Raw genomic sequence first — 20666 nt, 5'->3', positions numbered from 1 at the left:
GTCGTGTCACTGGGGACTACCCGCTGCGGGGGTGAGCTCCCGCGGATGTGTCCGGTGTCGCCCCGACGGGTGACCGGGGCGACACCGGGGGAGGATCAGTCCACGTCCACCCAGTCGAGCGTCCGCTCGACCGCCTTCTTCCACTTCGCGTACCCGGCGTCGCGCTGCTCGGCACTCCACTGCGGCTCCCAGCGGCGCGCCTCGTTCCAGTTCTCCCGCAGCTCGTCGGTGGAGGACCAGAAGCCGACGGCGAGGCCGGCCGCGTAGGCCGCCCCGAGCGCCGTCGTCTCCGCGACGACCGGGCGGGACACCGGGACGCCCAGCACGTCCGCCTGGATCTGCATGCACAGCTCGTTCAGGGTGACGCCGCCGTCGACCTTCAGCACGTCGAGCGCGACACCGGAGTCGGTCGACATCGCCTCGGTGACGTCGCGCGACTGGTAGCAGATCGCCTCCAGGGTCGCCCGCGCCAGGTGTGCGTTGGTGTTGAACCGGGAGAGGCCGACGATTGCACCGCGCGCGTCGGAGCGCCAGTAGGGCGCGAACAGCCCGGAGAACGCCGGCACGAAGTACACCCCGCCGTTGTCCTCGACCTGTCGCGCCAGCGACTCCGACTGCGAGGCACCCGAGATGATCCCGAGCTGGTCACGCAACCACTGCACGGCCGAACCGGTGACCGCGATCGAGCCCTCCAGGGCGTAGACGACCGGTTCGTCGCCGAACTTGTAGCAGACGGTGGTGAGCAGGCCGGACTCCGAGCGGACCAGCTCGGTACCGGTGTTGAGCAGCATGAAGTTGCCGGTGCCGTAGGTGTTCTTGGCCTCGCCCGGGGCGAAGCACACCTGTCCGACGGTGGCGGCCTGCTGGTCCCCCAGGTCGCCGGTGATCCGGACCTCGCCGCCGAGCGCCCCGTTCGCCAGCGTGCTGCCGAAGGCGTCCGCCGACGACGAGGGCTTGATCTCCGGGAGCATCTGCCGCGGGATGCCGAAGAATCCCAGCAGTTCGTCGTCCCAGTCCAGGGTCTCCAGGTTCATCAGCATGGTGCGGCTGGCGTTGGTCACGTCGGTGACGTGGCGGCCGCCGTTCGGCCCGCCGGTGAGGTTCCAGATCACCCAGGTGTCGGTGTTGCCGAAGATCGCGTCGCCGCGCTCGGCGGCCTCCCGGACCCCGTCCACGTTCTCCAGGATCCACTGGATCTTCCCGCCGGAGAAGTAGGTGGCGGGCGGCAGACCTGCCTTGCGCCGGATCACCTCGCCCTTGCCCTCGCGCTCCAGCGCGGTGGCGATGCGGTCGGTGCGGGTGTCCTGCCAGACGATCGCGTTGTAGTAGGGACGACCGTTGCGCCGGTTCCAGACGACGGTGGTCTCACGCTGGTTGGTGACGCCGAGCGCGACCAGGTCGTCGGCGCTGAGCTTGGTCGAGGTGAGCGCCGACTGCAGGCAGGCGTTGGTGCGCTCGATGATCTCGATCGGGTTGTGCTCGACCCAGCCGGCCTGCGGCAGGATCTGCTCGTGCTCCAGCTGGTGGCGGCCCACCTCGTTGCCGGCATGATCGAAGATCATGAACCGGCTGCTGGTCGTGCCCTGGTCGACGGCGCCGACGAACTCTGCCATTGAGCTGTCTCCTCGAAACGTTCGGGTCGGTACGTGGTCGGTCGGGCGTCAGGCCCGCCCGACCTCCTGCGGGGCGTCCTCGGCCGGGATGTAGCGGTCGACCAGCAGCTTGAACAACCCGCCGCCGACCAGCGCCCCGATGATCGGGGCGAGGATCGGCAGCCACCAGTACTGGACGCCGTCGCCGGTCACCCAGGCGTTCTGGTAACCGGTTACCCAGGACGCCAGCCGGGGGCCGAAGTCACGGGCCGGGTTGATGGCGTAACCGGCGTTCGCGCCCCAGGCCATGCCGATCCCGACGACCAGTATGCCGATCATGAACGGCGTCATGTTGGCCGCGGGACCCTTGTTGCGCGGGTGCACCAGCGCGAAGATCACGAAGACCAGTATGGCGGTGCCGACCACCTGGTCCAGGAACGCCGTCGGGATGGTCGCGGCGTCCGCCGGGAAGGTGGAGAAGATGCCCTGGGTCTCGGTCAGGGTGGGGTCCACCGACCGGATCAGGTCGGCGTAGGTGACCCGCACGATCAGTGCCGCGACGAACGCGCCGAGCGTCTGGGCGATGATGAACGGCACGACCTTGCGCCACGGGAAGCCGTCGTAGACGGCGAACGCGATCGTCACGGCCGGGTTGATGTGTGCGCCGGAGATCCGTCCGGCGACGTAGACACCGAGCATCACGCCGATGCCCCACGCCCAGGCGATCGAGTCGTACTCACCGGCCGAACCGTCCGGTGTGGTCACCACCTGGGCGACGACACCGACGCCGAACAGGATCAGGATCATGGTCCCGGCGAACTCGGCGCTCAGTTCGCCGAGCAGGGACGGCGGCCGTCCGCGGGCCGGTGTCCTCGGTGCGGCGGTGGTCTCCGCGTCGCCTGTCTTGTCGGAGCTCGTCATCGAACCCCCTCCTGGAACTCGTCCCCTGCGCGGAACCGGGCGGTCCCGTCGCGTGCCCGGGGACGGTAGGAGCGGGTGGGCCGTGCGGCAACGCGAGTCGTTCGACGATGTCGAACGATGCGGGTCGAACGGTCCATGATCGCTTTCCGATGCCTAGGATCGGCGATGTGACCCGGCAGATCCAGTCGGTCGAACGGGCTGCCGCCCTGTTGCGGCTGCTCGGCGGTGCGGGGCGTCCGCTCGCGCTGGCGGAGCTCGCCGCGGCGCTCGACCTGCCCCGGCCGACCGCGCACGGGATCCTGCGGACACTGCGCGAGGAGGGCCTGGTCGCCCAGGACGGCGCGTCCGGGCGCTACCTCCTGGGCGACGGTCTGAGCCGGCTCGGCACCCCGTGGGACCGGCACGATCTGCGGGCGCGGGCGATGAACTGGGCGGACGCGCTGGCGGCCGGCACCGGCTGCGCCGTCTACCTGGGGGTGCCGGCCGCGGACGGCCGTGGGGTGGACGTGGTGCACCACGTGTTCCGGCCGGACGGCAGCCCGCAGGTGTTGCGCACGAACACCGTGCAACCGCTGCACGCGACGGCGTGGGGACTGTGCCTGCTGGCGTTCGCGCCCGCGTCGGTGCGGGCCGCCGAGCCGCTGGAGGGGTACACCCGGCGCACCGTCGTCGATCCTGCGGCGCTGTCCCGCGAGCTGACGGCGACCCGGCGTCGCGGGTGGGCGGGTGACCAGGGCGGCTGGGAACCGGGGGCCGGCGGGCTCGCCGTGCCGGTGCGCAGCGGCGGTGGGCTGACGGTGGCGGCGCTCGGTGTGGGCGGGCCGGTCGAGGAGCTGTTCACCGGTGACGGCCGGGCCCGCCCGGATCCGCTGGAGGAGCTCACCGGCGCCGCCACCGAGATCGCGGCCGGACTGGAGGGGCTCGCGTGAGCACCCTGCCGTCGTCCGAGCGGGTGGTCGCCGCCATCGACCAGGGGACGACCTCGACCCGCTGCCTGCTGTTCACCCGGTCCGGTCGGATGGTGGCGGTCGCCCAGCGGGAGCACCGGCAGTACTTCCCGAGCCCGGGCCGGGCCGAGCACGACGCGGCCGAGATCTGGCGGGCGGTGACCCGGGTGGTGCCCGCGGCACTGCGCCGGGCCGGGCTCGGACCGGAGAACGTCGCCGCGCTCGGCATCGCCAACCAGCGCGAGACGACGGTGATCTGGAACCGGCACACCGGTGTCCCGCTCGCCCGGGCGATCACCTGGCAGGACACCCGCACCGACGGCATCGTCGCGGGCCTGGCGGACGACGCCGGGCTGTACGCGCGGGTGTCCGGGCTCGGCCCGGCCACCTACTTCGCCGGGCCGCGGCTGCAGTGGCTGCTCGATCACGTTGCCGGTGCGCGGGAGGGGGCCGAGCGGGGCGACGTGCTGTTCGGCACGATCGAGAGCTGGCTGATCTGGCGGCTGACCGGTGGCCCGGACGGCGGGGTGCACGTCACCGACGTCACCAACGCCAGCCGCACCATGCTGATGGACCTGCGCACCTGCGAGTGGTCTCCCCGGTTGTGCTCCGCGCTGCGGGTACCGCCGGCGATGCTGCCGCGGATCGTGCCGAACGCGCAGGTCTACGGCACGTGCGTCGGGATCCTGCCGGGGGTGCCGGTGGCCGGTGCGCTGGGTGACCAGCAGGCCGCGCTGGTCGGGCAGACCTGCTTCGCTCCTGGCGAGGCGAAGTGCACCTACGGGACGGGTGCGTTCCTGCTGAAGAACACCGGGTCCCGGATCGCCGGTTCGGACGCCGGGCTGATCCCGACCGTCGGCTACCTGTTCGGCGACGAGCCGGTGTACGCCCTCGAGGGCTCGATCGCGATGACCGGGTCGCTGGTCCAGTGGTTCCGCGACGCGCTCGGGATGATCTCCACCGCGGCCCGGATCGAGACCCTCGCGCTGAGCGTCCCGGACAACGGTGGCTGCTACGTCGTCCCCGCGTTCTCCGGGTTGTACGCGCCGCGCTGGTCACCGGACGCGCGCGGCGTGATCGTCGGGCTCACCTCCTACATCCACCGCGGGCACCTGGCCCGCGCGGTACTGGAGGCGACCGCCTGGCAGACCCGTGAGGTGCTGGACGCGATGAACGCCGATTCCGGGCTCGGCGTCACCCGGCTCAAGGTGGACGGCGGCATGACCGCGAACCACCTGCTCATGCAGTGCGTCGCCGACGTGCTCGACCTGACCGTGGAGCGCCCGCTCGGGTCGGAGGCGGTGTCGCTCGGCGCCGCCTATGCCGCGGGGCTCGCCGTCGGTTACTGGCCGGACCAGGAGGTGCTGCGCCGCAACTGGCACCGCGCCGCCGCGTGGGAGCCGTCGATGGACCCGGGTCTGCGCGACCGGGAGCACGTCAACTGGCAGCGGGCGGTGGAACGCAGCATGGGCTGGGCCCGGCGCTGACGGCCGCCCCGGTCTCGGCCCGCCCCGGTCACGCCGGACCGGTGTCCGGCCCGCGCGGGTCTCGATGCCATGCGGCGAGGTCGCGCGGGAGCCGGTCGCGAAGGGACTGGACCTGCCGGTATCCGCGGTCGGTGGCCCGCCCGACGAACAGCGACACGTACTCGACCCAGGCCGTGGGGATGCCGTCGAGCAGGAACCTGACGTCGAGGTCGGTGAGATCGGGCCACAGCAACTGCCGTGCCTCGGGGGTCGCCCGGGCGAACAGCCGTCGCCGGTCGTCCGGGTCCGGGTCGCGCACCACCAGCTCTCGTTCCTCGAGCCGGGCGAGGATCTGCGTGACGCCGCCCGAGCCGAGCCCGGTCACCGCCGCGACCTCCGACCCGCTCAGCCCGTCCGGCCGGGCGAGGAGCTCGGCCACCACGACCAGCTCGTTGAACGACAGCAGGTGCCGCCGGGCGACGACCCGCATCCGGTGGTACGCGACGAGACCCCAGCGCGCCATCGTCGTGGCGAGTTCCTCGGCGAGCTCCTCCCGGTGCCGCGCGGCGGCGGTGCCGGTCCGGGTCCGACGGACGCGTCTGGTGCGTCCGGCGGCGTCGGGGGTCATGCCGCCCGCCTCGGTCGGGCACGCTTCGGTCGGGGCGGTGCCGATGGCCGGACGCGGTGAGTCGCATCGTGGCGGGGGACGAGGGGAGTGCAGGTCGGCGATAACCGCTCACCAGGTGAGCGGTTATCGCCGGAACCCACCCCTCGTCCTCGCCCACCTCGGTAGCGGACGGGACGACAGCGGGTGGTGTCGTGGCGAGCCGGGGGAGGGAGGACGGAGCGGATCCGCTCACCGGGTGAGCGATTCCGGTCCGGAGCCGGGTCGACCGGCCGCGTGGCAGGGAGGGGCGACATCCCGGTGGAGTAGCACGGCGCCGCGGCCGGCCGCAGCGGTTCGACGGTGACCGGTGGCGATCGCGATCGGCCCCTTACCTGATCGGCCCGAACCTGATCGGCACTGTGGGATCGGCACCGAGCGGCCCCGCGGACTACCGTCACGATCATGAGCAACTCGGATGCCGCCGTCGCCGCCGGTCGTCTGGCCCGCGGGCTCGAGCCGCTGCACGCGCTGATCTACTTCGCGCCGGAGGCCGAGCCGCGGTTCGTGCGGGCCGGCCTCGACGAGGGCCGCATGACCTATTTCGCCCCGCGGGCCGCGCCGCTCGGTGCGGTCGGGCCGTCCACGGTGACCGCGACGTTCTACAACTTCTCGCCGCGGCTGGTCGCCGGGTCGATCCCGCGCGCCTGGGGGCTGGTGTCGCCGTCGGACCTGGTGGCGGTCCGGTTCGAGGTCGCCGACATGGCCCTGCGCAGGTTGCTGGGCGAGGACACCGTCGGTTCGCCGGAGCTGGCCGAGGCCGCGGCGCTCGCCCGCACCGCGGCCGAGGCGGTGACGCCCGAGGGGCGCCCGCTCGCGGCCGCGCACCTGGACGTCGAATGGCCGTCGCAGCCGCACCTGGTGCTCTGGCACGCGCTGTCGATCCTGCGCGAGCACCGCGGTGACGGGCACATCGCGCTGCTCACCGCCGCCGGGCTGAGCGGGTTGGAGGCGCTGCTCACCGCGACCGCGACGGGGACAGGATTCACGGTGCCGTTCGCGCGCGCGAGCCGCGGCTGGTCGAGGACCGAGTGGAACGACGGCGTCGCCCGGCTCGCCGAGCGCGGCCTGCTGGAGCACCCGGCGCCGTCCGACGACGTGGTCGAGCCGGTGCTCACCGAGGCGGGTGCGGCGCTGCGCAAGCGGTTGGAGGACGACACCCACCTGGTCGGGGCCGCGCCGTGGGCGGTGCTCGGGAGCGAGCGCGCCGCGCGGCTCGGCGAGATCGGTGGCGGACTCGTGCGGACCGCGCTCGCGAACGGTGCGTTCCCCGCGGAGGGGGTGTTCGCCGCGCCCCCGAAACGCTGAACCGGGGCGGAGCGCGGCGACCCCCGCTATCGTGCACTGCGCAACGCGGTGCCATACGGCCGGCCGTCCGGGCCGGTCGGGGCGCCCGCGGGAGGGGGTCCGGTGCTGGAGATCAGCGCGCTCGAGTGGGCGGTCACGATCGGTGTGATCGTCGCGCTGCTCGCGATCGACCTGTTGCTCGCCTGGTGGAAACCCCATCGGGTCGGTTTCGCGGAGGCGACCGGCTGGTCGGTCTTCTACATCGCCGTCGCGATCGTGTTCGGTGTCGTGTTCGCGACGATGCACGGTTGGGACTTCGGCACCCAGTACTTCACCGGCTACATCGTCGAGAAGAGCCTCTCGGTCGACAACCTGTTCGTCTTCGTGATCATCATGACGACGTTCGCGGTGCCCGAGGAGCACCAGCACAAGGTCCTGACCTTCGGCATCGTGCTCGCCCTGATCATGAGGGTGATCTTCATCGTGGTCGGCGCCACCCTGCTGAACCTGTTCTCCTTCATGTTCCTGCTGTTCGGCCTGCTGCTGCTGTGGACGGCCGTGCAGCTCTACCGGCACAAGGACGAGGAGCCCGACGTCGAGGACAACCTGGTCGTGCGGGGAGCGCGCAGGCTGTTCCCGGTGACCGAGACCTACGACGGCGGCAAGCTCTTCACCCGGGAGAACGGCCGCCGCGTCGCCACCCCGATGTTCATCGTGCTGGTCGCGATCGGCGGCATCGACCTGCTGTTCGCGCTCGACTCGATCCCCGCGGTGTTCGGCGTGACCCAGGAGGCCTACATCGTCTTCGCCGCGAACGCGTTCGCCCTGCTCGGTCTGCGCGCACTGTTCTTCCTGGTGAAGGGCCTGCTCGACCGGTTGGTCTACCTGTCCACCGGGCTGGCGATCATCCTGGGATTCATCGGCGTCAAACTGGTGCTGCACTGGGCCCACGTCGACATCTCGCCGGCCGTCCCGGAGATCCCGACGATGCTCAGCCTGGTCGTCATCCTGGGGATCCTGGCGATCGTCACCGTCGCGAGCCTGATCAAGACCAGGAACACCCCGGACCTGAAGGCCAAGCCCGGCTCGCTCCGTGCCCGCAAGGAGCGCACCGAGCAGCAGAACTGACCGGTGTCCCCGGTCGCCCGAGGGCGGCCGGGGACGATCCGGTTCAGGGCAGGCCGGGGCCGCCGAGCGGGGTGACCTCGATGTACTCCGGCGGCGCCGAGAGCAGTTCCAGCACCGCGCCGAGCCCGGCCTCACCGATGTCACGGTTGAGTGCGGCGTCCGACGCCGTGGCGTCCGCCCAGGTCTCGGTCACCCATACGGTGTCCGGCTCGTCGGGGGCGGCGTTGACCACGTAGGCCAGGCAGCCCGGCTGGGACGCCATACCGTCGGCCACCCGGAGCAACGCGGCGGCCAGTTCCGGGCCCTGTCCCTCGACGGCCACCATCCGGACGTACCGGCCCACCCGTTCGCTCGTCTCCACAGCCGCGACCGTAGACGGCCGCCGTCCGGCCGGTCCCGCCACCCCGGGGCTCGGCTCCGCCGGGCGATCCAGGACAGGAGCTGTCCGCGTCGGGCGGCACACTGGGCCGGTGATGGAGACTTCGGCCAGGCTGTTGCGACTGCTCGGGCTGCTGCAGGTGCCGCGTGACTGGACCGGCCCCGCCCTGGCCGAGCGGCTCCAGGTGGACGTGCGCACCGTCCGCCGCGACGTCGACAAGCTCCGCACCCTCGGATACCCGGTGCACTCCACCCCCGGTGCGGCCGGCGGTTACCGGCTCGGCGCCGGTGCGGCGCTCCCGCCGTTGCTGCTGGACGACGACGAGGCGGTCGCGGTCGCGGTCGGGTTGCGGACGGCCGCAGGTGGCACCGTCGCCGGCATCGAGGAGACCTCGGTCCGGGCGCTCGCGAAGCTGGAGCAGGTGCTGCCGAACCGGCTGCGCCGACGGGTCGCGGCGCTCGGCACGGCCACCGAGACTCTGGCCGGCCGGGGGCCCACGGTCGATGCCGACGACCTCTCCGCCCTGGCCGCCGCCTGCCGGGACCACGAGCTGCTGCGCTTCGACTACGCCGCCGCCGACGGCGCGCGGACGCGCCGGGTCGCCGAGCCCGAGGGGCTGGTGCACACCGGGCGCCGCTGGTACCTGGTCGCCTGGGACACCGGGCGCGACGACCGGCGGACGTTCCGGGTGGACCGGATGGAGTTGAAGCTGCCGGCCGGGCCACGGTTCGCTCCCCGCGACCCACCGGAGGGCGGGATCGCGGCGTTCGCCCAGCGGGGGATCACCAGCGGGGCCTACCCGTACCGGGCGCGGGTCCTGCTGGAGGCACCCGCCGAGCAGGTGGGGGAGTGGGTCGCCCCGGCATCGGGCACCGTGACCGACCTCGGCGACGGCCGCTGCGAGCTCGCGGTCGGGGCGTGGACGCTGGACTCGCTCGGCATGTGGCTGGGGGCGTTCGGCGTGGACTTCCAGGTGCTGGAGCCACCGGAGCTGGTGGACCACCTGGACGTGCTGGCCGCCCGGTTCACCCGCGCCGCCGCGGCGTCCCGCGACGCGATCGGCGCCCACTCAGCGGGGCCCCGGCGCGAGCAGCGGTAACGCGACCTCGTCGATGATGCCGGTGCCGACGTCACCGGGCGGGCGGCGTCGAGCCGTCCACGCCGGCGGCGCGGCGGTCGCGGTGACCGGTGCCGGTGGAGGCCGGGCCCCGGGCCTGCGCCGCCGTCGGTACTGCTCACCTGCTCAGCCTGCCCGACCGGCGTCGGCGACGGTGCCGGCATCCCCGTCGACCGTGACCTGCTGACCGTCGGTCAGCACCGTGGTGCCGGTGCCGGTGCCCATCACGGCCGGGATCCCGTACTCCCGGGCGACGATCGCGGCGTGCGACGCCGCGCCGCCGTGGTCGACCACCACGGCGGCGGCCCGGCCGAACAGCGGCGTCCAGGACGGGTTGGTCGCCGGGCAGACCAGCACGTCACCCGTGGCCAGCCGGGCGAACCCGGTGTGCGAGTGCACGATCCGGACCGGGCCGGTGACCCGGCCGCCGCCGGCCGGGGTGCCGGTCAGCAGCACGTCGTCGTCGTGGGTGCGGTCCCCGAACAGCACGGCGGGGGCGATCAACGGGACCCCGGCCAGCTCGTCGCGCCGGGCGGACCGGGCCGCGACCAGCGTGCGGATCCGGTCGCTCCCCGCCGCGGACAGCGTGTCCGGGGCCGGTGAACGCTCGATCTCCCCGCGGCGCAGGTGCAGGACGTCCGCCGGATCGTCGAGCACGCCGGCGGCGGTGAACCGGGAGCCGATCTCGCGCACCGCACGCTGCAGCACCGGAAGGGTGCGGGTGCTGTGGAAGTGCGTGTCCTCCCGCAGGGCGACGGCCGCGCGGGCGCCCTCGACCAGGCGGTCCAGCGCCCCGATCCGGCGCCGCCCGACCAGCGGGTGGGCGAGCAGCCTGCGCCGTGCCAGCTCGGCCCGCCCGGGGCCGGTGGGTGCCGATGGGGCGGAGGCGAGCGCGGCCACCGTCGACAGCACCGCCGCCGGATCCTCCCGCCAGGTCGGCCCGGACATCAGCAGCAGGCTGGTGGTCTCCCGGTGCCCGTACTCGTCGAGGAACGCCTGCAGCGCCTCCCGGAAACCGGCTGCCGCCGGATCCGTCGCGATCCGGTCGGCGAGATCGGCGAGGCCGGACCCGGAGAACGCCACCCGCAGGGCGGGGGTCTCCCGCACCGTGGCGGCGAGCGCGTCGAGCGCGGCGTTGGCGTCGCTGGTACGGGTCGGCCCGGCGGCCAGGTCGCCGAACAGCTCGCCCAGGCCGAGCGCCCCGAGGGCCAGCCGCAGCCGCAGCAGGTCGAACCCGGCCCGCGGCAGGTGATCCACCCGCAGGTCGGTGATCAGGTCCACGGCCTCGGCGGCGCGCCGCGGTAGCCGACGCAGCACGGTCCAGTCCAGGGTGGACGGATCGAACCCGGTGAGCCGTCCGACCTCCTGCTCGAACGCGGTGAACCGCCGGTCCGCGGTCCAGTCGGCGGGCCGGAACCGGCGTAACCGGGGCAGTAGTCGCCGCGGCGCGCCGAGCACCGCCGGTGTCGGCCGCGGTGACGGCGGCACGAACCGGTCCACCACACCGTCCACTTCGGGCAGCACGTCCGCGAGGTCGAGATGCAGACCCGGGAGCTCGGCGAGCATCCGCCGCAGCATCCGGCCCGGCCCGGGCAGCAGCCACGCGCTCATGTCCATCGGGTACGGGCGGAGGGGGACCAGCTCGGCGAACACCGGACCGAGGAACCGCTGCCGCCGGTTCAGCCGGATCGGTGGCGGCGGCAGCGCGGTCATCGGCCGGGCCTGGAGCAGTACGAACCGCTCGTCGTGGCGGGCCCACTCGACGTCCTGCGGACAGCCGAAGTGCGCTGCCACCGCCCGGCCCAGGTCGGCGAGCTCGCGCGCGACCGCGTCGGACAGCGGCGGCTCCGGGTCCTCGAGCCGGTCCGGCGTGATCCGCTCGACGCCGCCCGCCGGGAACTGGCGCAACACGACCTCGCGCCGCCCGGCCTGCCGCGACCGGATCCCCCCGTCCGGCCCGACGACGATGTGGTCCGGCGTGACCAGCCCGGACACCACCGACTCGCCGAGCCCGGCGCCGGCGTCGACGACCACCTCGTCGCGCGCACCGGTCACCGGGTTCGCGGTGAACAACACTCCCGCGAAGTCGGCCGGGACCATCCGCTGTACGACCACCGCGACGGCTGCCCCGGCCGGGTCGATCCCGCGCCGCCGGCGGTAGGCGCTCGCCCGGTCGTTCCACAGCGACCCCCAGCACTGCCGGACGGCGTCGAGCAGCGCCTGTTCGCCGACGACCCCCAACAGGGTGTCCTGCTGGCCGGCGAAGGCGGCGCCGGGAAGGTCCTCCGCGGTGGCGCTGGACCGCACCGCGACCGGCCCGGAGCCGAGCCGGTGGTAGGCGGCGGTGATCTCCTCGGCGAGGACGGGCGGGATGCCCACCGCGGCGAACCGTTCGCGCAGCACCGAGCCGATCGCCGAAGCGTCCGCCGGACGGCCGGGGCGGTCGTCGGACCCGGCACCGGGGCCGGCCGGGAGCGCGTCGCGGATCACCGGGTCCTCCTCGGCCACCGCCCGGTAGGCGGCGGTGGTGATCACGACGCCCTCCGGCACCGGGAACCCGGCCCGGACGAGCTCGCCGAGGTTGGCGCCCTTGCCCCCGGCGACGGAGAGATCGCCGCGGGTCAGCTCGGCGAGCGGGACGACCCAGCGGACCCCCGCGTCCGGGACGGAGGGGCCGGGCGGTGTCGGGTGCGTCATCGTGCGCCCACTCTCGACAGTGAACGTTGCGTCACCTCACGTTAACGGCGGCTCCAGGAAACGCAACGTTCGCCATCGGGCCGGCGCGGTCACATCCCGCCGTCATCCCGTGGAACGGGTGCCCTCCCCGTCGAGCGGGCGGAAGCGGGGCAGTGGCCGGCGGCACAGGAAGGTGCGGGCCGGAGGCGGGTTGCGCCACTCGGTCGCGGTCTCGACGACCTCGTCGAAGTGCTCGTCGAGCAGAGCACGCAGGTCACGCACCCGGTTCGGCAGCGCCATCCAGGTGATGATCATGCTCATGGCCCCGTCCGGGGCCAGCCGGCGTGCGATCACGTCCATGACCTTCGTCCGGAGTGCCTGCGGGAAGACCGCCCAGGGCAGGGTGGACACGAACGCGTCGACCCGGCCGATGCCGGCGTCGTCCAGGATCTGTTCGAGATCGGCGACGTCCCCCTGCACCGCCTCCAGCCAGGGCTTGTGCCGGCGCAGGTGGGCGACCAGCTCCTCGTCGATCTCGATGGCCAGGTAGCGGGCGTCCGGCCCGAGCCGGTCCCGGATCGGCTCGGCCAGCACGCCGGGGCCGGCGCCGAGTTCGACGACCACCCCGTTCGTCCCCTGCGGGACCACCTGGGCGAGCTGTCGGCAGAGCCTGCGACCGGTGAGGAACGGGGTCGCCAGCTGGTCCATCTTCGTGAAGGACCGCTTGAGGAAGACGGTGTGGTCGGGTCGGGCCATACGGACATCGTGGCGGGTCCAGGCGTATCGGTCATGTCCGGGCGACCGGTCTCACTCGCCTCCGGGCCCCGACGCCGGAGAGCGACCCACCGGGAATCCGGGGGCCGCTCTCGGAAAATGGTGCGCCGTCAGGGACTCGAACCCCGAACCCGCTGGTTAAGAGCCAGCTGCTCTGCCAATTGAGCTAACGGCGCAGGTATGGAATTGTGTGGCGTGCGCCGTCAGGGACTCGAACCCCGAACCCGCTGGTTAAGAGCCAGCTGCTCTGCCAATTGAGCTAACGGCGCGTATCCATGTTGAGGTGCCCGCCGCCCGAGCGATCACGACCCCGGAAGGCTATCAGCAGCTGTTCCGGGATCGATCGCCAGGTCGGCAACCGGGTGAGTGACGGGACTTGAACCCGCGGCCCCCTGGACCACAACCAGGTGCTCTACCAACTGAGCTACACCCACCATGCGTGCTCTCCCGGCCGTCGCCGGAAGCGCTGGTACAGCATAGCCGCCCGTTCTGGGCCGGCCGCGCGGGGGTTCCTGCGCGACCGGTCAGGTCCGCGGACCGCCCCCGGCCTGCGGATCCGCGCCGGTCGCGATGCCGGCGACGGCGGCCGCCGCGGCCTGGGCCTCCTCCGTGCTCGGCCCGGGCGGGGCGACGAACAGAACCCTGCGGTAGTAGGCCAGCTCGCGGATCGACTCCTGGATGTCGGCGAGCGCCCGGTGCGCCAGGCCCTTCTCCGGCTTGGCGTAGAACACCCGCGGGAACCACCGGCGGGCCAGCTCCTTGACCGAGCTGACGTCGATCATCCGGTAGTGCAGGTAGGCGTCGAGCTCGGGCATGTCGCGGGCCAGGAACCCGCGGTCGGTCGCGATCGAGTTGCCCGCCAGGGGAGCGCTGCGGGCGTCCGGGACGTGCGCCCGGACGTAGTCGAGCACCCGCTGCTCGGCCTCCTCCACGGTCACCGTCGCCCGGCGGACCTCCTCGGTCAGCCCGGACCGGGCGTGCATGTCCCGCACGACGTCCGGCATCGCGGCGAGCTTCTCCTCGGCACAGGCGATCACCACGTCGACACCCTCGCCCAGGACGTTCAGCTCACCGTCGGTGACCAGTGCCGCGATCTCGATGAGCGCGTCCTTGCCGAGGTCGAGCCCGGTCATCTCGCAGTCGATCCACACCAGCCGGTCGGTCATCGGTGCAGACTATGTGACTTCCGTTCGGGTGGCGCGCGCCTCGCGGTGCACGTCAGCGTGAGGCCCTACGCTGCGGTTCCGTGACCTCCGACACCCCCGCCAGCTCCGACACCCCGGCCCGCACGGTGGCCGCCGGCTACGCGACCGAGGGCGCGGCGCTCGAACTCGGCACGGTGCTGGTGGACGGCGTCTGCGACCCGCAGGCCAGGGTCCGCATCCCGCTCGCGACGCTGAACCGGCACGGCCTGGTGGCCGGCGCGACCGGCACCGGCAAGACCACCACGTTGCAGGCGCTCGCGGGCCAGCTGTCCGACCACGGCGTGCCGGTGCTGCTCGCCGACGTCAAGGGCGACCTGTCCGGGATGGCCCGTCCCGGTGAGCCGAACGCGAAGCTCGACGCCCGGGTCCAGGACACCGGCGACGACGACTGGACGCCGACCGCCTACCCGGTGCAGTTCCTGTCCCTCGGTGACGGCGGGATCGCGGTCCCGGTCCGAGCGACGATCACCGCGTTCGGGCCGATCCTGCTGGCCAAGGTGCTCGGGCTCAACGCCACCCAGGAGTCCACGCTGGGCCTGATCTTCCACTGGGCCGACCAGCGTGGGTTGCCGCTGCTGGACACCAAGGACCTGCGGGCGGTGATCACCCACCTCACCTCGGACGAGGGCAAGGCCGAGCTGAAGGGGATCGGCGGGGTGTCCCCGGCGACGGCCGGGGTGATCCTGCGGGCGCTGGTGAACCTGGAGGCACTGGGCGGCGACACGTTCTTCGGGGAGCCGGAGTTCGACCCGGCCGACCTGATGCGCCAGATCGACGGCAAGGGCGTCGTGACGCTGCTGGAGCTCGCCGAGCGCGCGGCCCAGCCGGTGCTGTTCTCGACCTTCCTGATGTGGCTGCTCGCCGAGCTGTACGAGGAGCTGCCGGAGGCGGGCGACCTGGACAAGCCGAAGCTGGTCTTCTTCTTCGACGAGGCGCACCTGCTGTTCGCCGACGCGTCCAAGGCGTTCCTGGAGCGCATCGAGCAGACCGTGAAGCTGATCCGGTCCAAGGGCGTCGGCGTGTTCTTCTGCACCCAGCTGCCCACCGACATCCCGAACGGCGTGCTGTCGCAGCTGGGGGCCCGGGTGCAGCACGCGCTGCGCGCGTTCACCCCGGACGACCAGGAGGCGCTCACCCGGACCGTCAGGACCTACCCCCGCTCCGAGGTCTACGACCTGGAGTCGGCGCTGACCTCGCTGGGCACCGGCGAGGCGATCGTCACGGTGCTCTCGGAACGCGGTGCGCCGACCCCGGTCGCCTGGACCCGGCTGCGGGCCCCCCGCTCGCTGATGGCTGCCATCGGCGACGACGCGGTGCGCGCGTCGGCGGCGGCGTCCCCGCTGCAGGCCACCTACGGCGAGCCGGTCGACCGCGACTCCGCCTACGAGCAGCTGACCCGCCGGATCGCCGCCGGCCCGGGCGAGGCGGCGACCCCGGTCGGGTCGCCACCGCCGCCGGCCGAGGCGCCTCCGCCGCCCGCACCGGAGGAGTCCGGCGGGTTCCTGTCGAAGATCGGCGAGTTCCTGTCGTCGCCGACCGGGCGGCAGCTCACGAACACGGTGACCCGGGAGATCACCCGGAGCCTGTTCGGGACCCGCCGCCGGCGCTGACCGCCGCCCCGGTGCGGAAGCCCTCGACGGCGACCGGGGTGATCTCCGCCATCAGCGCGACGGCGTCGGCCGGGGCCACGTCGAGCAGCAGCACCGAACCGGGGCCCGCTGCGGTCGTGGCCTCCAGGGTGAGGACACCTGCCCGGCGCTGGAACCGGCTCTGCCGGATCCGCCAGCCGATCACGCCGTCGCGCCGCAGCGCCGAGGTCGTCCGGACCAGTGAACCGTGCCGGGTGACGAGATAGCGCTCGTCGACCCGGTGCCCGAGCGCCCGGTAGCGATCCAGCCCGAGCGGTACGGCGGCGAGCACCAACAGCGCAGCGACGACGAGCGGCCACACCGGGCCGCCGAGGTAGCCGACGACGCCGGCGGCGAGGGGCAGCACCAGTGCGGGAACGATCGCGCGGACCAACCGGCGGGTGCGGGCGGCCGGCGGGTGCGGCGTCAACGTCCCCGAGGTGAGCGTGGGCTCCGCGCGGGCCGCGATCGCCGCGACCTCGTGGGCCCGGTCCCGGCGGACCGGCGGGCCGATGGCACCGCCACCGGTCTCCTCGCCGCCCGCCCCGGCCAGCCCGACCGTGAGGGCGCCGGCCTGGGCGCCCCTCCCGACCGCCCGGACCAGCAGCGGCTCGGTCACCGTGACACCGCGCAGCCGCTGCTCGGAGACCGACAGCGAACGCCGGGTGAGCAGCCCGCGGCGGACCCGCAGGGTGCCGTCCGGCTCCCGGGTCAGCCGGAAGCCCCACCAGCGTTCGACGAACAGCACGATCGCGCCGGCGACCATCACCAACAGCAGCAACGCCACGCCCAGCAACACCGACACCCAGATCGGCGCCGTGGCCAGCTCCCCGGTGACGGCGTCGGCGCCGGGCAGGGTGCGCGGGTCGATGTCGGCCTCGCGCAGCAGGTTCCAGCCGGCTCCGGCCAGCGCGCCGATGGCGGCCAGCGAGCTGACGGTCAGCGGGGCGTAGCGCAGCGAGGACCAGTCGATACGGTCGATCTCCTCGGCCTGTTCGGCGTCCGGGGCGGCACCGGGGGCGCCCGGCGCCGCGTCCGGTGCGCTGTGGGCGACGGGTCGGGCGAGCAGCTCACGGCGCAGGCGCTCGGCCTCGACAGTGCGCACGGCGTCGAGATCGAGGCCGGGGTCCGAGCCGGCGCTCTGCCCGGAACCGACCTTCACCACGCTCAGCCCGACCAGCCGGTGCAGCAGCGGCGCGGTGAGGTCGACCGTGCGGATCCGGTCCCGGGGGACCGAGCGGCGTTGCCGGTTGAGCAGCCCGCTGTGCAGCTCGACGCGTTCGGGGGTGAGCCGGTAGCGGGTGGTGCGCCAGCGGATCACCCCCGCCCCGACGGCGAGCAGCGCGATCGCGGCGGCGATCCACAGCTGCGTCGTGCTGCCCTGCCCGGCGCCGAAGAGCAGCAGCACGATCAGCGCCGGGGCGAGCTTGACCAGTGCGGTGGCCGGCGCGACGAGCAGCATCACGGCGGGCAGCCGCCGCCAACCGTCGTCCTGCGACGGGGCCGCGGCGCCCACCGGATCCGCGGCGTCCGGGACGGTGGGGGGCGGGTAACGGGCCCAGGGCGGCGGGATCCCCGCGGTCTCCCGGTGTCCGGTCGCGGCACCGGGCGGACGAGGGGGCGGCCCGGGTACGACGGGCGCCCCGGGACGCGGATGGGCCGGTGCGGGCTCCGGTCGATCCGGCCGCCCGGTGTCCCACGGTGCGCTGGGGCCCGGCACACCCGGGGCCGCTTCCCGATGCTCCCGATCGCTCACGTCGCGTCCCCGGGGTAGCGGCCGGTCGTCTCGGTCAGCCGCCGGGCCAGCTCACGGGCCTCGTCGGCGTCCAGGCCGGCGATCCGGACGGGGCCGCGTGCCGACGCCGTCGTCACCGTCACCGTCGCCAGCCGCAGCGCCTGCTGCAGGGGGCCGTGCTCGGTGTCGACGGTCTGCACGCGCGGGATGGGCGCGATCCGCCACTCCCGGACCAGCCAACCGGACCGGTGGTAGACGGCCTCGTCGGTGACCTCCCAGCGGTGCAGCCGATAGCGCAGGGTGGGCACCACGAGCGTCCCGACGAGCAACCACAGCACGGTCAGCGTGATCGTCGCGACCAGCAGGCCGTGCCACGGTGCGGCAGGCAGCAGGGCCCAGGCGATCCCCTGCCCGACCAGCAGCACGACGGGAGTCGGCACCGCCCGTAGCCGCCACCACCAGATCGCGCGCGGGCTCACCCGGTTCGCGGGCGGTCGCAGTGGTAGCGGGAGGGGGCCGGCGTCGACGCTGTCGCCGGTCGTGAGTGGGCCGGTGGCGGTCATGCCCCCACTCTGCCGAACCCCGGCGGCCCGGGCATGCGGCCGCGCCGTCCCGTCACGGAGCCGTGTCCGAAAAGGTGGGTGCACCGGCGGGGCCGGGGGTGCGGTGGAGCGCGGCAGGTGCACCGGAGGACGATACGGGCGATGACCGGGTCCGACCTGCCGACCGCACGGTTGCTGCTGCGCCCGTGGACGCCGCGGACCGCGGCGGCCGTCGTCGCCGGGGCGCGACGCAGCGGCTGGGCCGCTGATTTCCCCGCCGACGGGGACCGGGTCGTCGCCCGGCTCCTCGCGAGCGAGCCGGACGGCCCCGGCTGGGGCCGCTACGGGCACCGGTTGCTGGTGGAACGGGCCAGCGGGCTCGTGGTCGGCGGGGCGGGCCTGTTCCCGGACGGCGACGGCGGCCTGGAGGTCGGTTACGGCGTGGTCGCGTCGCGGCGGGGCCGCGGGTACGCGGTGGAGGCCGCCCGGGCGCTGGTCGAGCTGGCCGTAGCGGGTGGGGTGCGGCGGATCGTCGCCGGGGTCGAACCCGGGAACGTCGCCTCGGTGCGGGTGCTGGAGCGGCTCGGCATGCAGTACACCGGGACCGTCGACGGAGTCGACAGGTACGCCCTGCCACGACCCCGATGACAGCAGGTTCGGCCGCAGGGCAGGGGTTGATGGCGATGAGGGCCTGACCATGCCGTGTGTGGTGACGGCACTGCTGTGGTGCCGTCACCACACAGGTCATTTGAGGCCGGACCGCACGAATCCGTCGACGATGCGGCGCTGCAGTACGAGATAGAGCAGCAGGACGGGTAGACAGGTCAGTCCGGCGGTGGCCATCAACGGTCCCCAGTCGTTTCCCTCGGTGCCCATGAAGCTGCGCAGTCCTAGTTGCAGGACCGCATCGGTGCGCTGCAGCACCAGGGCCGGCCAGAAGTACTCGTTCCAGGCGTTGACGAACAGCAGGACGCCGAGAGCGGCGAGTGCGGGGCCGAGGTTGGGTACCACGACGGTCCACAGGGTCGACCAGGCGCTCCGGCCGTCCATCCGGGCCGCTTCGAGGAGTTCGAAGGGCACCGAGCGGACGTGCGAGCGCAGCATGATCACGGCCAGTGCCGAGCACAGGTTCGGGATGATCACCCCGGCGACGGTGTTCAGCGTGCCGAGCTGGTTGAGCAGCACGTAGTTTGGCACCATCGTGACCTGGAAGGGCACCAGCCAGGTCGCCACGAAGGCCAGGTAGAGCGCGTTCTGGAAGCGGAACCGGTAGGCCGCGAACGCGTAGCCGGCCAGCAGCCCGGTGAGCAGCTGGCCCAGCGCGATCATCGCGGCCATGACGAACGTGTTCAGCAGCAGCCGCGGCATGTCGACCGCTCCCCAGGCCTCGACGTAGCTCGCGCCGGACAGCGGCCACGGGAAGAGGGCGAGGGAGTAGACGTCCTCGGGTGCGCGCAGCGACGTCGCGTAGAGCCAGTAGACCGGCACGATGCAGGCCAGCCCGAGCAGGCCGAGCACGACATGGCCGATAGCGGCGCGAACCCGGGACTCCCGGTACCCCACCGCACCGTCCGAGGGCGTGTGGGCGGGGGCCTCGACGAGCGTCAGGGTCGACCCGGGAGCCGGTTCAGGAGTCATGGAAGGACAACCGTTCGGTGAGGCGGACCAGCAGCAGGGCGAGCAGCCCGAAGCCGAGGAAGAAGATCATCCCCGCGGCCGCGCCCAGGCCGGCGTCGAACGAGGTGAAGGCGTAGTCCCACAGCAGGTAGTAGATGTTGGTGGTGGCGTCCGACGGCCCGCCCCCGGTGAGTGTGTTGACCAGTGGGAAGCTCCACTGGGCGGCCAGCAGCAGCGTCATGAGCAGCAGGAACGCCAGCGTCGGTGACAGCAGCGGGAGCGTGATCCAGCGGGTGGTCTGCCAGTGGGTCGCGCCGTCCAGCGAGGCGGCGGCCGAGTACTCGGAGTCGATCCCGGCGAGCCCGGCCGCCAGCACCAGGGTGGCGAATCCGAGCACGTGCCAGCCGGTGATCACGATGATGGCCAGCTGTGCCGGTCCCGGCTCCTGCAGCCAGTTCGTCGACGTCCCGAGCAGCTGGTTCACCAGCCCGCCGCGGGGATCGAGGAGCCACTGCCACACCGCTGCGCCAGCCACCGGGGCGACGAGCATCGGGGCGAACACCAGCGCCTGGTAGACGGTCGCGGCGCGACCGTGCACCCGGCGCCCCAGCAGCCCCACGACCGTGGGGACGACCAGCGTGAAGGGCAGCAGCCCGAGGATCAGCACGACGGTGCGGCCGAGCGCCGCCGAGAAGTCCGGCAGCGCGAACAGCCGCTCGTAGTTGGCGAACCCGACGAACTCGGCGGGGCTGGTCGGCAGCAGGTTCCAGGAGAAGAACGACAGCTGCACCGTGGTGGCCAGCGGCCGGTAGACCCAGATGGCGAGCAGCACCAGTCCGGGGGCGAGGAACAGGTACGGCGGTGCCGCACGGGCGACCCGGGTCGCCCACGGTATCCGGACCGGCGCCGGCGGCGGGGGGGGGGCGGGGCCCCCCGGGGGCGAGATCGCAGCGGTAGTCCGCGATCCGGTACGGCCCGCGCACGACGA

The 20666-nt window shown here is 73.3% G+C and carries 18 protein-coding genes and 3 tRNA genes; 7 read left to right on the top strand and 14 right to left on the bottom strand.

What is annotated here, in order from left to right:
- Window positions 1–95: 95 nt before the first annotated feature.
- Together glpK (AB0J24_RS23990) and AB0J24_RS23985 are read right to left on the bottom strand one after the other, a co-directional pair.
- Window positions 96–1613 (bottom strand): glycerol kinase GlpK, encoded by a 1518-nt coding sequence (glpK, locus tag AB0J24_RS23990; RefSeq protein WP_358685080.1) that lies wholly within the window; start codon window positions 1611–1613, stop codon window positions 96–98.
- Window positions 1614–1661: 48 nt separating this feature from the next.
- On the bottom strand, window positions 1662–2513 hold the full coding sequence (locus tag AB0J24_RS23985; RefSeq protein ID WP_358685078.1) for an MIP/aquaporin family protein: 852 nt from the start codon (window positions 2511–2513) through the stop codon (window positions 1662–1664).
- A 167-nt stretch (window positions 2514–2680) separates the two neighbouring features.
- Between AB0J24_RS23985 and AB0J24_RS23980 the strand changes: the two genes are divergently transcribed.
- Together AB0J24_RS23980 and glpK (AB0J24_RS23975) are read left to right on the top strand one after the other, a co-directional pair.
- A complete protein-coding gene (locus AB0J24_RS23980) occupies window positions 2681–3442 on the top strand; it encodes an IclR family transcriptional regulator (protein ID WP_358685075.1) in 762 nt (253 codons plus the stop codon).
- A complete protein-coding gene (gene glpK / locus AB0J24_RS23975; protein ID WP_358685073.1) occupies window positions 3439–4947 on the top strand; it encodes a glycerol kinase GlpK in 1509 nt (502 codons plus the stop codon). Before AB0J24_RS23980 ends, glpK (AB0J24_RS23975) begins: the two co-directional genes overlap by 4 nt.
- A gap of 28 nt (window positions 4948–4975) precedes the next feature.
- Here the strand turns inward: glpK (AB0J24_RS23975) and AB0J24_RS23970 are convergent, their stop codons facing one another.
- Complete coding sequence (locus AB0J24_RS23970; RefSeq protein WP_358685071.1) at window positions 4976–5554, bottom strand: MarR family transcriptional regulator; 579 nt, start codon at window positions 5552–5554, stop codon at window positions 4976–4978.
- A 441-nt stretch (window positions 5555–5995) separates the two neighbouring features.
- Here AB0J24_RS23970 and AB0J24_RS23965 point away from each other — a divergent pair, with 441 nt between their 5' ends.
- Both AB0J24_RS23965 and AB0J24_RS23960 read left to right on the top strand, forming a co-directional pair.
- A complete protein-coding gene (locus AB0J24_RS23965) occupies window positions 5996–6898 on the top strand; it encodes a hypothetical protein (protein ID WP_358685069.1) in 903 nt (300 codons plus the stop codon).
- Between the two features lie 102 nt (window positions 6899–7000).
- Entirely contained in the window at window positions 7001–8005 is a 1005-nt protein-coding gene (locus AB0J24_RS23960) for a TerC/Alx family metal homeostasis membrane protein (RefSeq protein ID WP_358685066.1), read from the top strand.
- A 43-nt stretch (window positions 8006–8048) separates the two neighbouring features.
- Here the strand turns inward: AB0J24_RS23960 and AB0J24_RS23955 are convergent, their stop codons facing one another.
- On the bottom strand, window positions 8049–8366 hold the full coding sequence (locus tag AB0J24_RS23955; RefSeq protein WP_358685063.1) for an antibiotic biosynthesis monooxygenase family protein: 318 nt from the start codon (window positions 8364–8366) through the stop codon (window positions 8049–8051).
- A 109-nt stretch (window positions 8367–8475) separates the two neighbouring features.
- Between AB0J24_RS23955 and AB0J24_RS23950 the strand changes: the two genes are divergently transcribed.
- Complete coding sequence (locus tag AB0J24_RS23950) at window positions 8476–9483, top strand: WYL domain-containing protein (protein ID WP_358685061.1); 1008 nt, start codon at window positions 8476–8478, stop codon at window positions 9481–9483.
- Window positions 9484–9627: 144 nt separating this feature from the next.
- Here AB0J24_RS23950 and AB0J24_RS23945 read toward each other — a convergent pair whose 3' ends face one another.
- The 6 genes from AB0J24_RS23945 to orn form a co-directional block, all read right to left on the bottom strand.
- The gene (locus AB0J24_RS23945; protein WP_358685059.1) at window positions 9628–12198 is read right to left on the bottom strand and encodes a PEP/pyruvate-binding domain-containing protein; all 2571 of its coding nucleotides are present in this window, start codon (window positions 12196–12198) and stop codon (window positions 9628–9630) included.
- 102 nt (window positions 12199–12300) lie between these two features.
- Window positions 12301–12933: a methyltransferase domain-containing protein gene (locus tag AB0J24_RS23940; protein ID WP_358685057.1), complete on the bottom strand. Its 633-nt coding sequence runs from the start codon at window positions 12931–12933 to the stop codon at window positions 12301–12303.
- A 118-nt stretch (window positions 12934–13051) separates the two neighbouring features.
- Window positions 13052–13127: transfer RNA gene (locus tag AB0J24_RS23935), tRNA-Lys, on the bottom strand.
- A 20-nt stretch (window positions 13128–13147) separates the two neighbouring features.
- Window positions 13148–13220 (bottom strand) — tRNA-Lys (locus AB0J24_RS23930).
- A 92-nt stretch (window positions 13221–13312) separates the two neighbouring features.
- Window positions 13313–13385: transfer RNA gene (locus AB0J24_RS23925), tRNA-His, on the bottom strand.
- 90 nt (window positions 13386–13475) lie between these two features.
- Entirely contained in the window at window positions 13476–14117 is a 642-nt protein-coding gene (orn, locus tag AB0J24_RS23920) for an oligoribonuclease (RefSeq protein ID WP_358685054.1), read from the bottom strand.
- A gap of 80 nt (window positions 14118–14197) precedes the next feature.
- Between orn and AB0J24_RS23915 the strand changes: the two genes are divergently transcribed.
- Window positions 14198–15766 (top strand): helicase HerA-like domain-containing protein, encoded by a 1569-nt coding sequence (locus AB0J24_RS23915; RefSeq protein ID WP_358685052.1) that lies wholly within the window; start codon window positions 14198–14200, stop codon window positions 15764–15766.
- Here AB0J24_RS23915 and AB0J24_RS23910 read toward each other — a convergent pair.
- Together AB0J24_RS23910 and AB0J24_RS23905 are read right to left on the bottom strand one after the other, a co-directional pair.
- Window positions 15729–17300: a PH domain-containing protein gene (locus tag AB0J24_RS23910; RefSeq protein WP_358685050.1), complete on the bottom strand. Its 1572-nt coding sequence runs from the start codon at window positions 17298–17300 to the stop codon at window positions 15729–15731. The genes AB0J24_RS23915 and AB0J24_RS23910 overlap by 38 nt on opposite strands.
- Before the next feature lie 236 nt (window positions 17301–17536).
- A complete protein-coding gene (locus AB0J24_RS23905) occupies window positions 17537–18082 on the bottom strand; it encodes a PH domain-containing protein (RefSeq protein WP_358685047.1) in 546 nt (181 codons plus the stop codon).
- 141 nt (window positions 18083–18223) lie between these two features.
- Here AB0J24_RS23905 and AB0J24_RS23900 point away from each other — a divergent pair, with 141 nt between their 5' ends.
- Window positions 18224–18709 (top strand): GNAT family N-acetyltransferase, encoded by a 486-nt coding sequence (locus tag AB0J24_RS23900; protein ID WP_358685045.1) that lies wholly within the window; start codon window positions 18224–18226, stop codon window positions 18707–18709.
- Window positions 18710–18805: 96 nt separating this feature from the next.
- On the opposite strand, the gene AB0J24_RS23895 is transcribed toward AB0J24_RS23900, so the two are convergent.
- Both AB0J24_RS23895 and AB0J24_RS23890 read right to left on the bottom strand, forming a co-directional pair.
- A complete protein-coding gene (locus AB0J24_RS23895) occupies window positions 18806–19699 on the bottom strand; it encodes a carbohydrate ABC transporter permease (protein WP_358685042.1) in 894 nt (297 codons plus the stop codon).
- Window positions 19689–20666 (bottom strand): sugar ABC transporter permease (locus AB0J24_RS23890; RefSeq protein WP_358685039.1); only part of this gene is annotated, 978 nt, incomplete at its 5' end. The genes AB0J24_RS23895 and AB0J24_RS23890, both read right to left, overlap by 11 nt.

Source organism: Pseudonocardia sp. NPDC049635 (genome assembly GCF_040659795.1).
Classification (GTDB): domain Bacteria; phylum Actinomycetota; class Actinomycetes; order Mycobacteriales; family Pseudonocardiaceae; genus Pseudonocardia.
The sequence above is the reverse complement of the archived record's forward strand: the minus strand, read 5'-3'. Positions and strand labels throughout refer to the sequence as shown.

Excerpts from the sequence above, each read along its gene's own strand:
- AB0J24_RS23965 (WP_358685069.1), top strand. The coding sequence starts at position 5,996 with ATGAGCAACTCGGATGCCGCCGTCGCCGCCGGTCGTCTGGCCCGCGGG.
- AB0J24_RS23895 (WP_358685042.1), bottom strand. The coding sequence starts at position 19,699 with ATGACTCCTGAACCGGCTCCCGGGTCGACCCTGACGCTCGTCGAGGCC.
- AB0J24_RS23985 (WP_358685078.1), bottom strand. The coding sequence starts at position 2,513 with ATGACGAGCTCCGACAAGACAGGCGACGCGGAGACCACCGCCGCACCG.
- AB0J24_RS23970 (WP_358685071.1), bottom strand. The coding sequence starts at position 5,554 with ATGACCCCCGACGCCGCCGGACGCACCAGACGCGTCCGTCGGACCCGG.
- glpK (WP_358685080.1), bottom strand. The coding sequence starts at position 1,613 with ATGGCAGAGTTCGTCGGCGCCGTCGACCAGGGCACGACCAGCAGCCGG.
- AB0J24_RS23940 (WP_358685057.1), bottom strand. The coding sequence starts at position 12,933 with ATGGCCCGACCCGACCACACCGTCTTCCTCAAGCGGTCCTTCACGAAG.
- AB0J24_RS23900 (WP_358685045.1), top strand. The coding sequence starts at position 18,224 with ATGACCGGGTCCGACCTGCCGACCGCACGGTTGCTGCTGCGCCCGTGG.
- AB0J24_RS23945 (WP_358685059.1), bottom strand. The coding sequence starts at position 12,198 with ATGACGCACCCGACACCGCCCGGCCCCTCCGTCCCGGACGCGGGGGTC.
- AB0J24_RS23905 (WP_358685047.1), bottom strand. The coding sequence starts at position 18,082 with ATGACCGCCACCGGCCCACTCACGACCGGCGACAGCGTCGACGCCGGC.
- orn (WP_358685054.1), bottom strand. The coding sequence starts at position 14,117 with ATGACCGACCGGCTGGTGTGGATCGACTGCGAGATGACCGGGCTCGAC.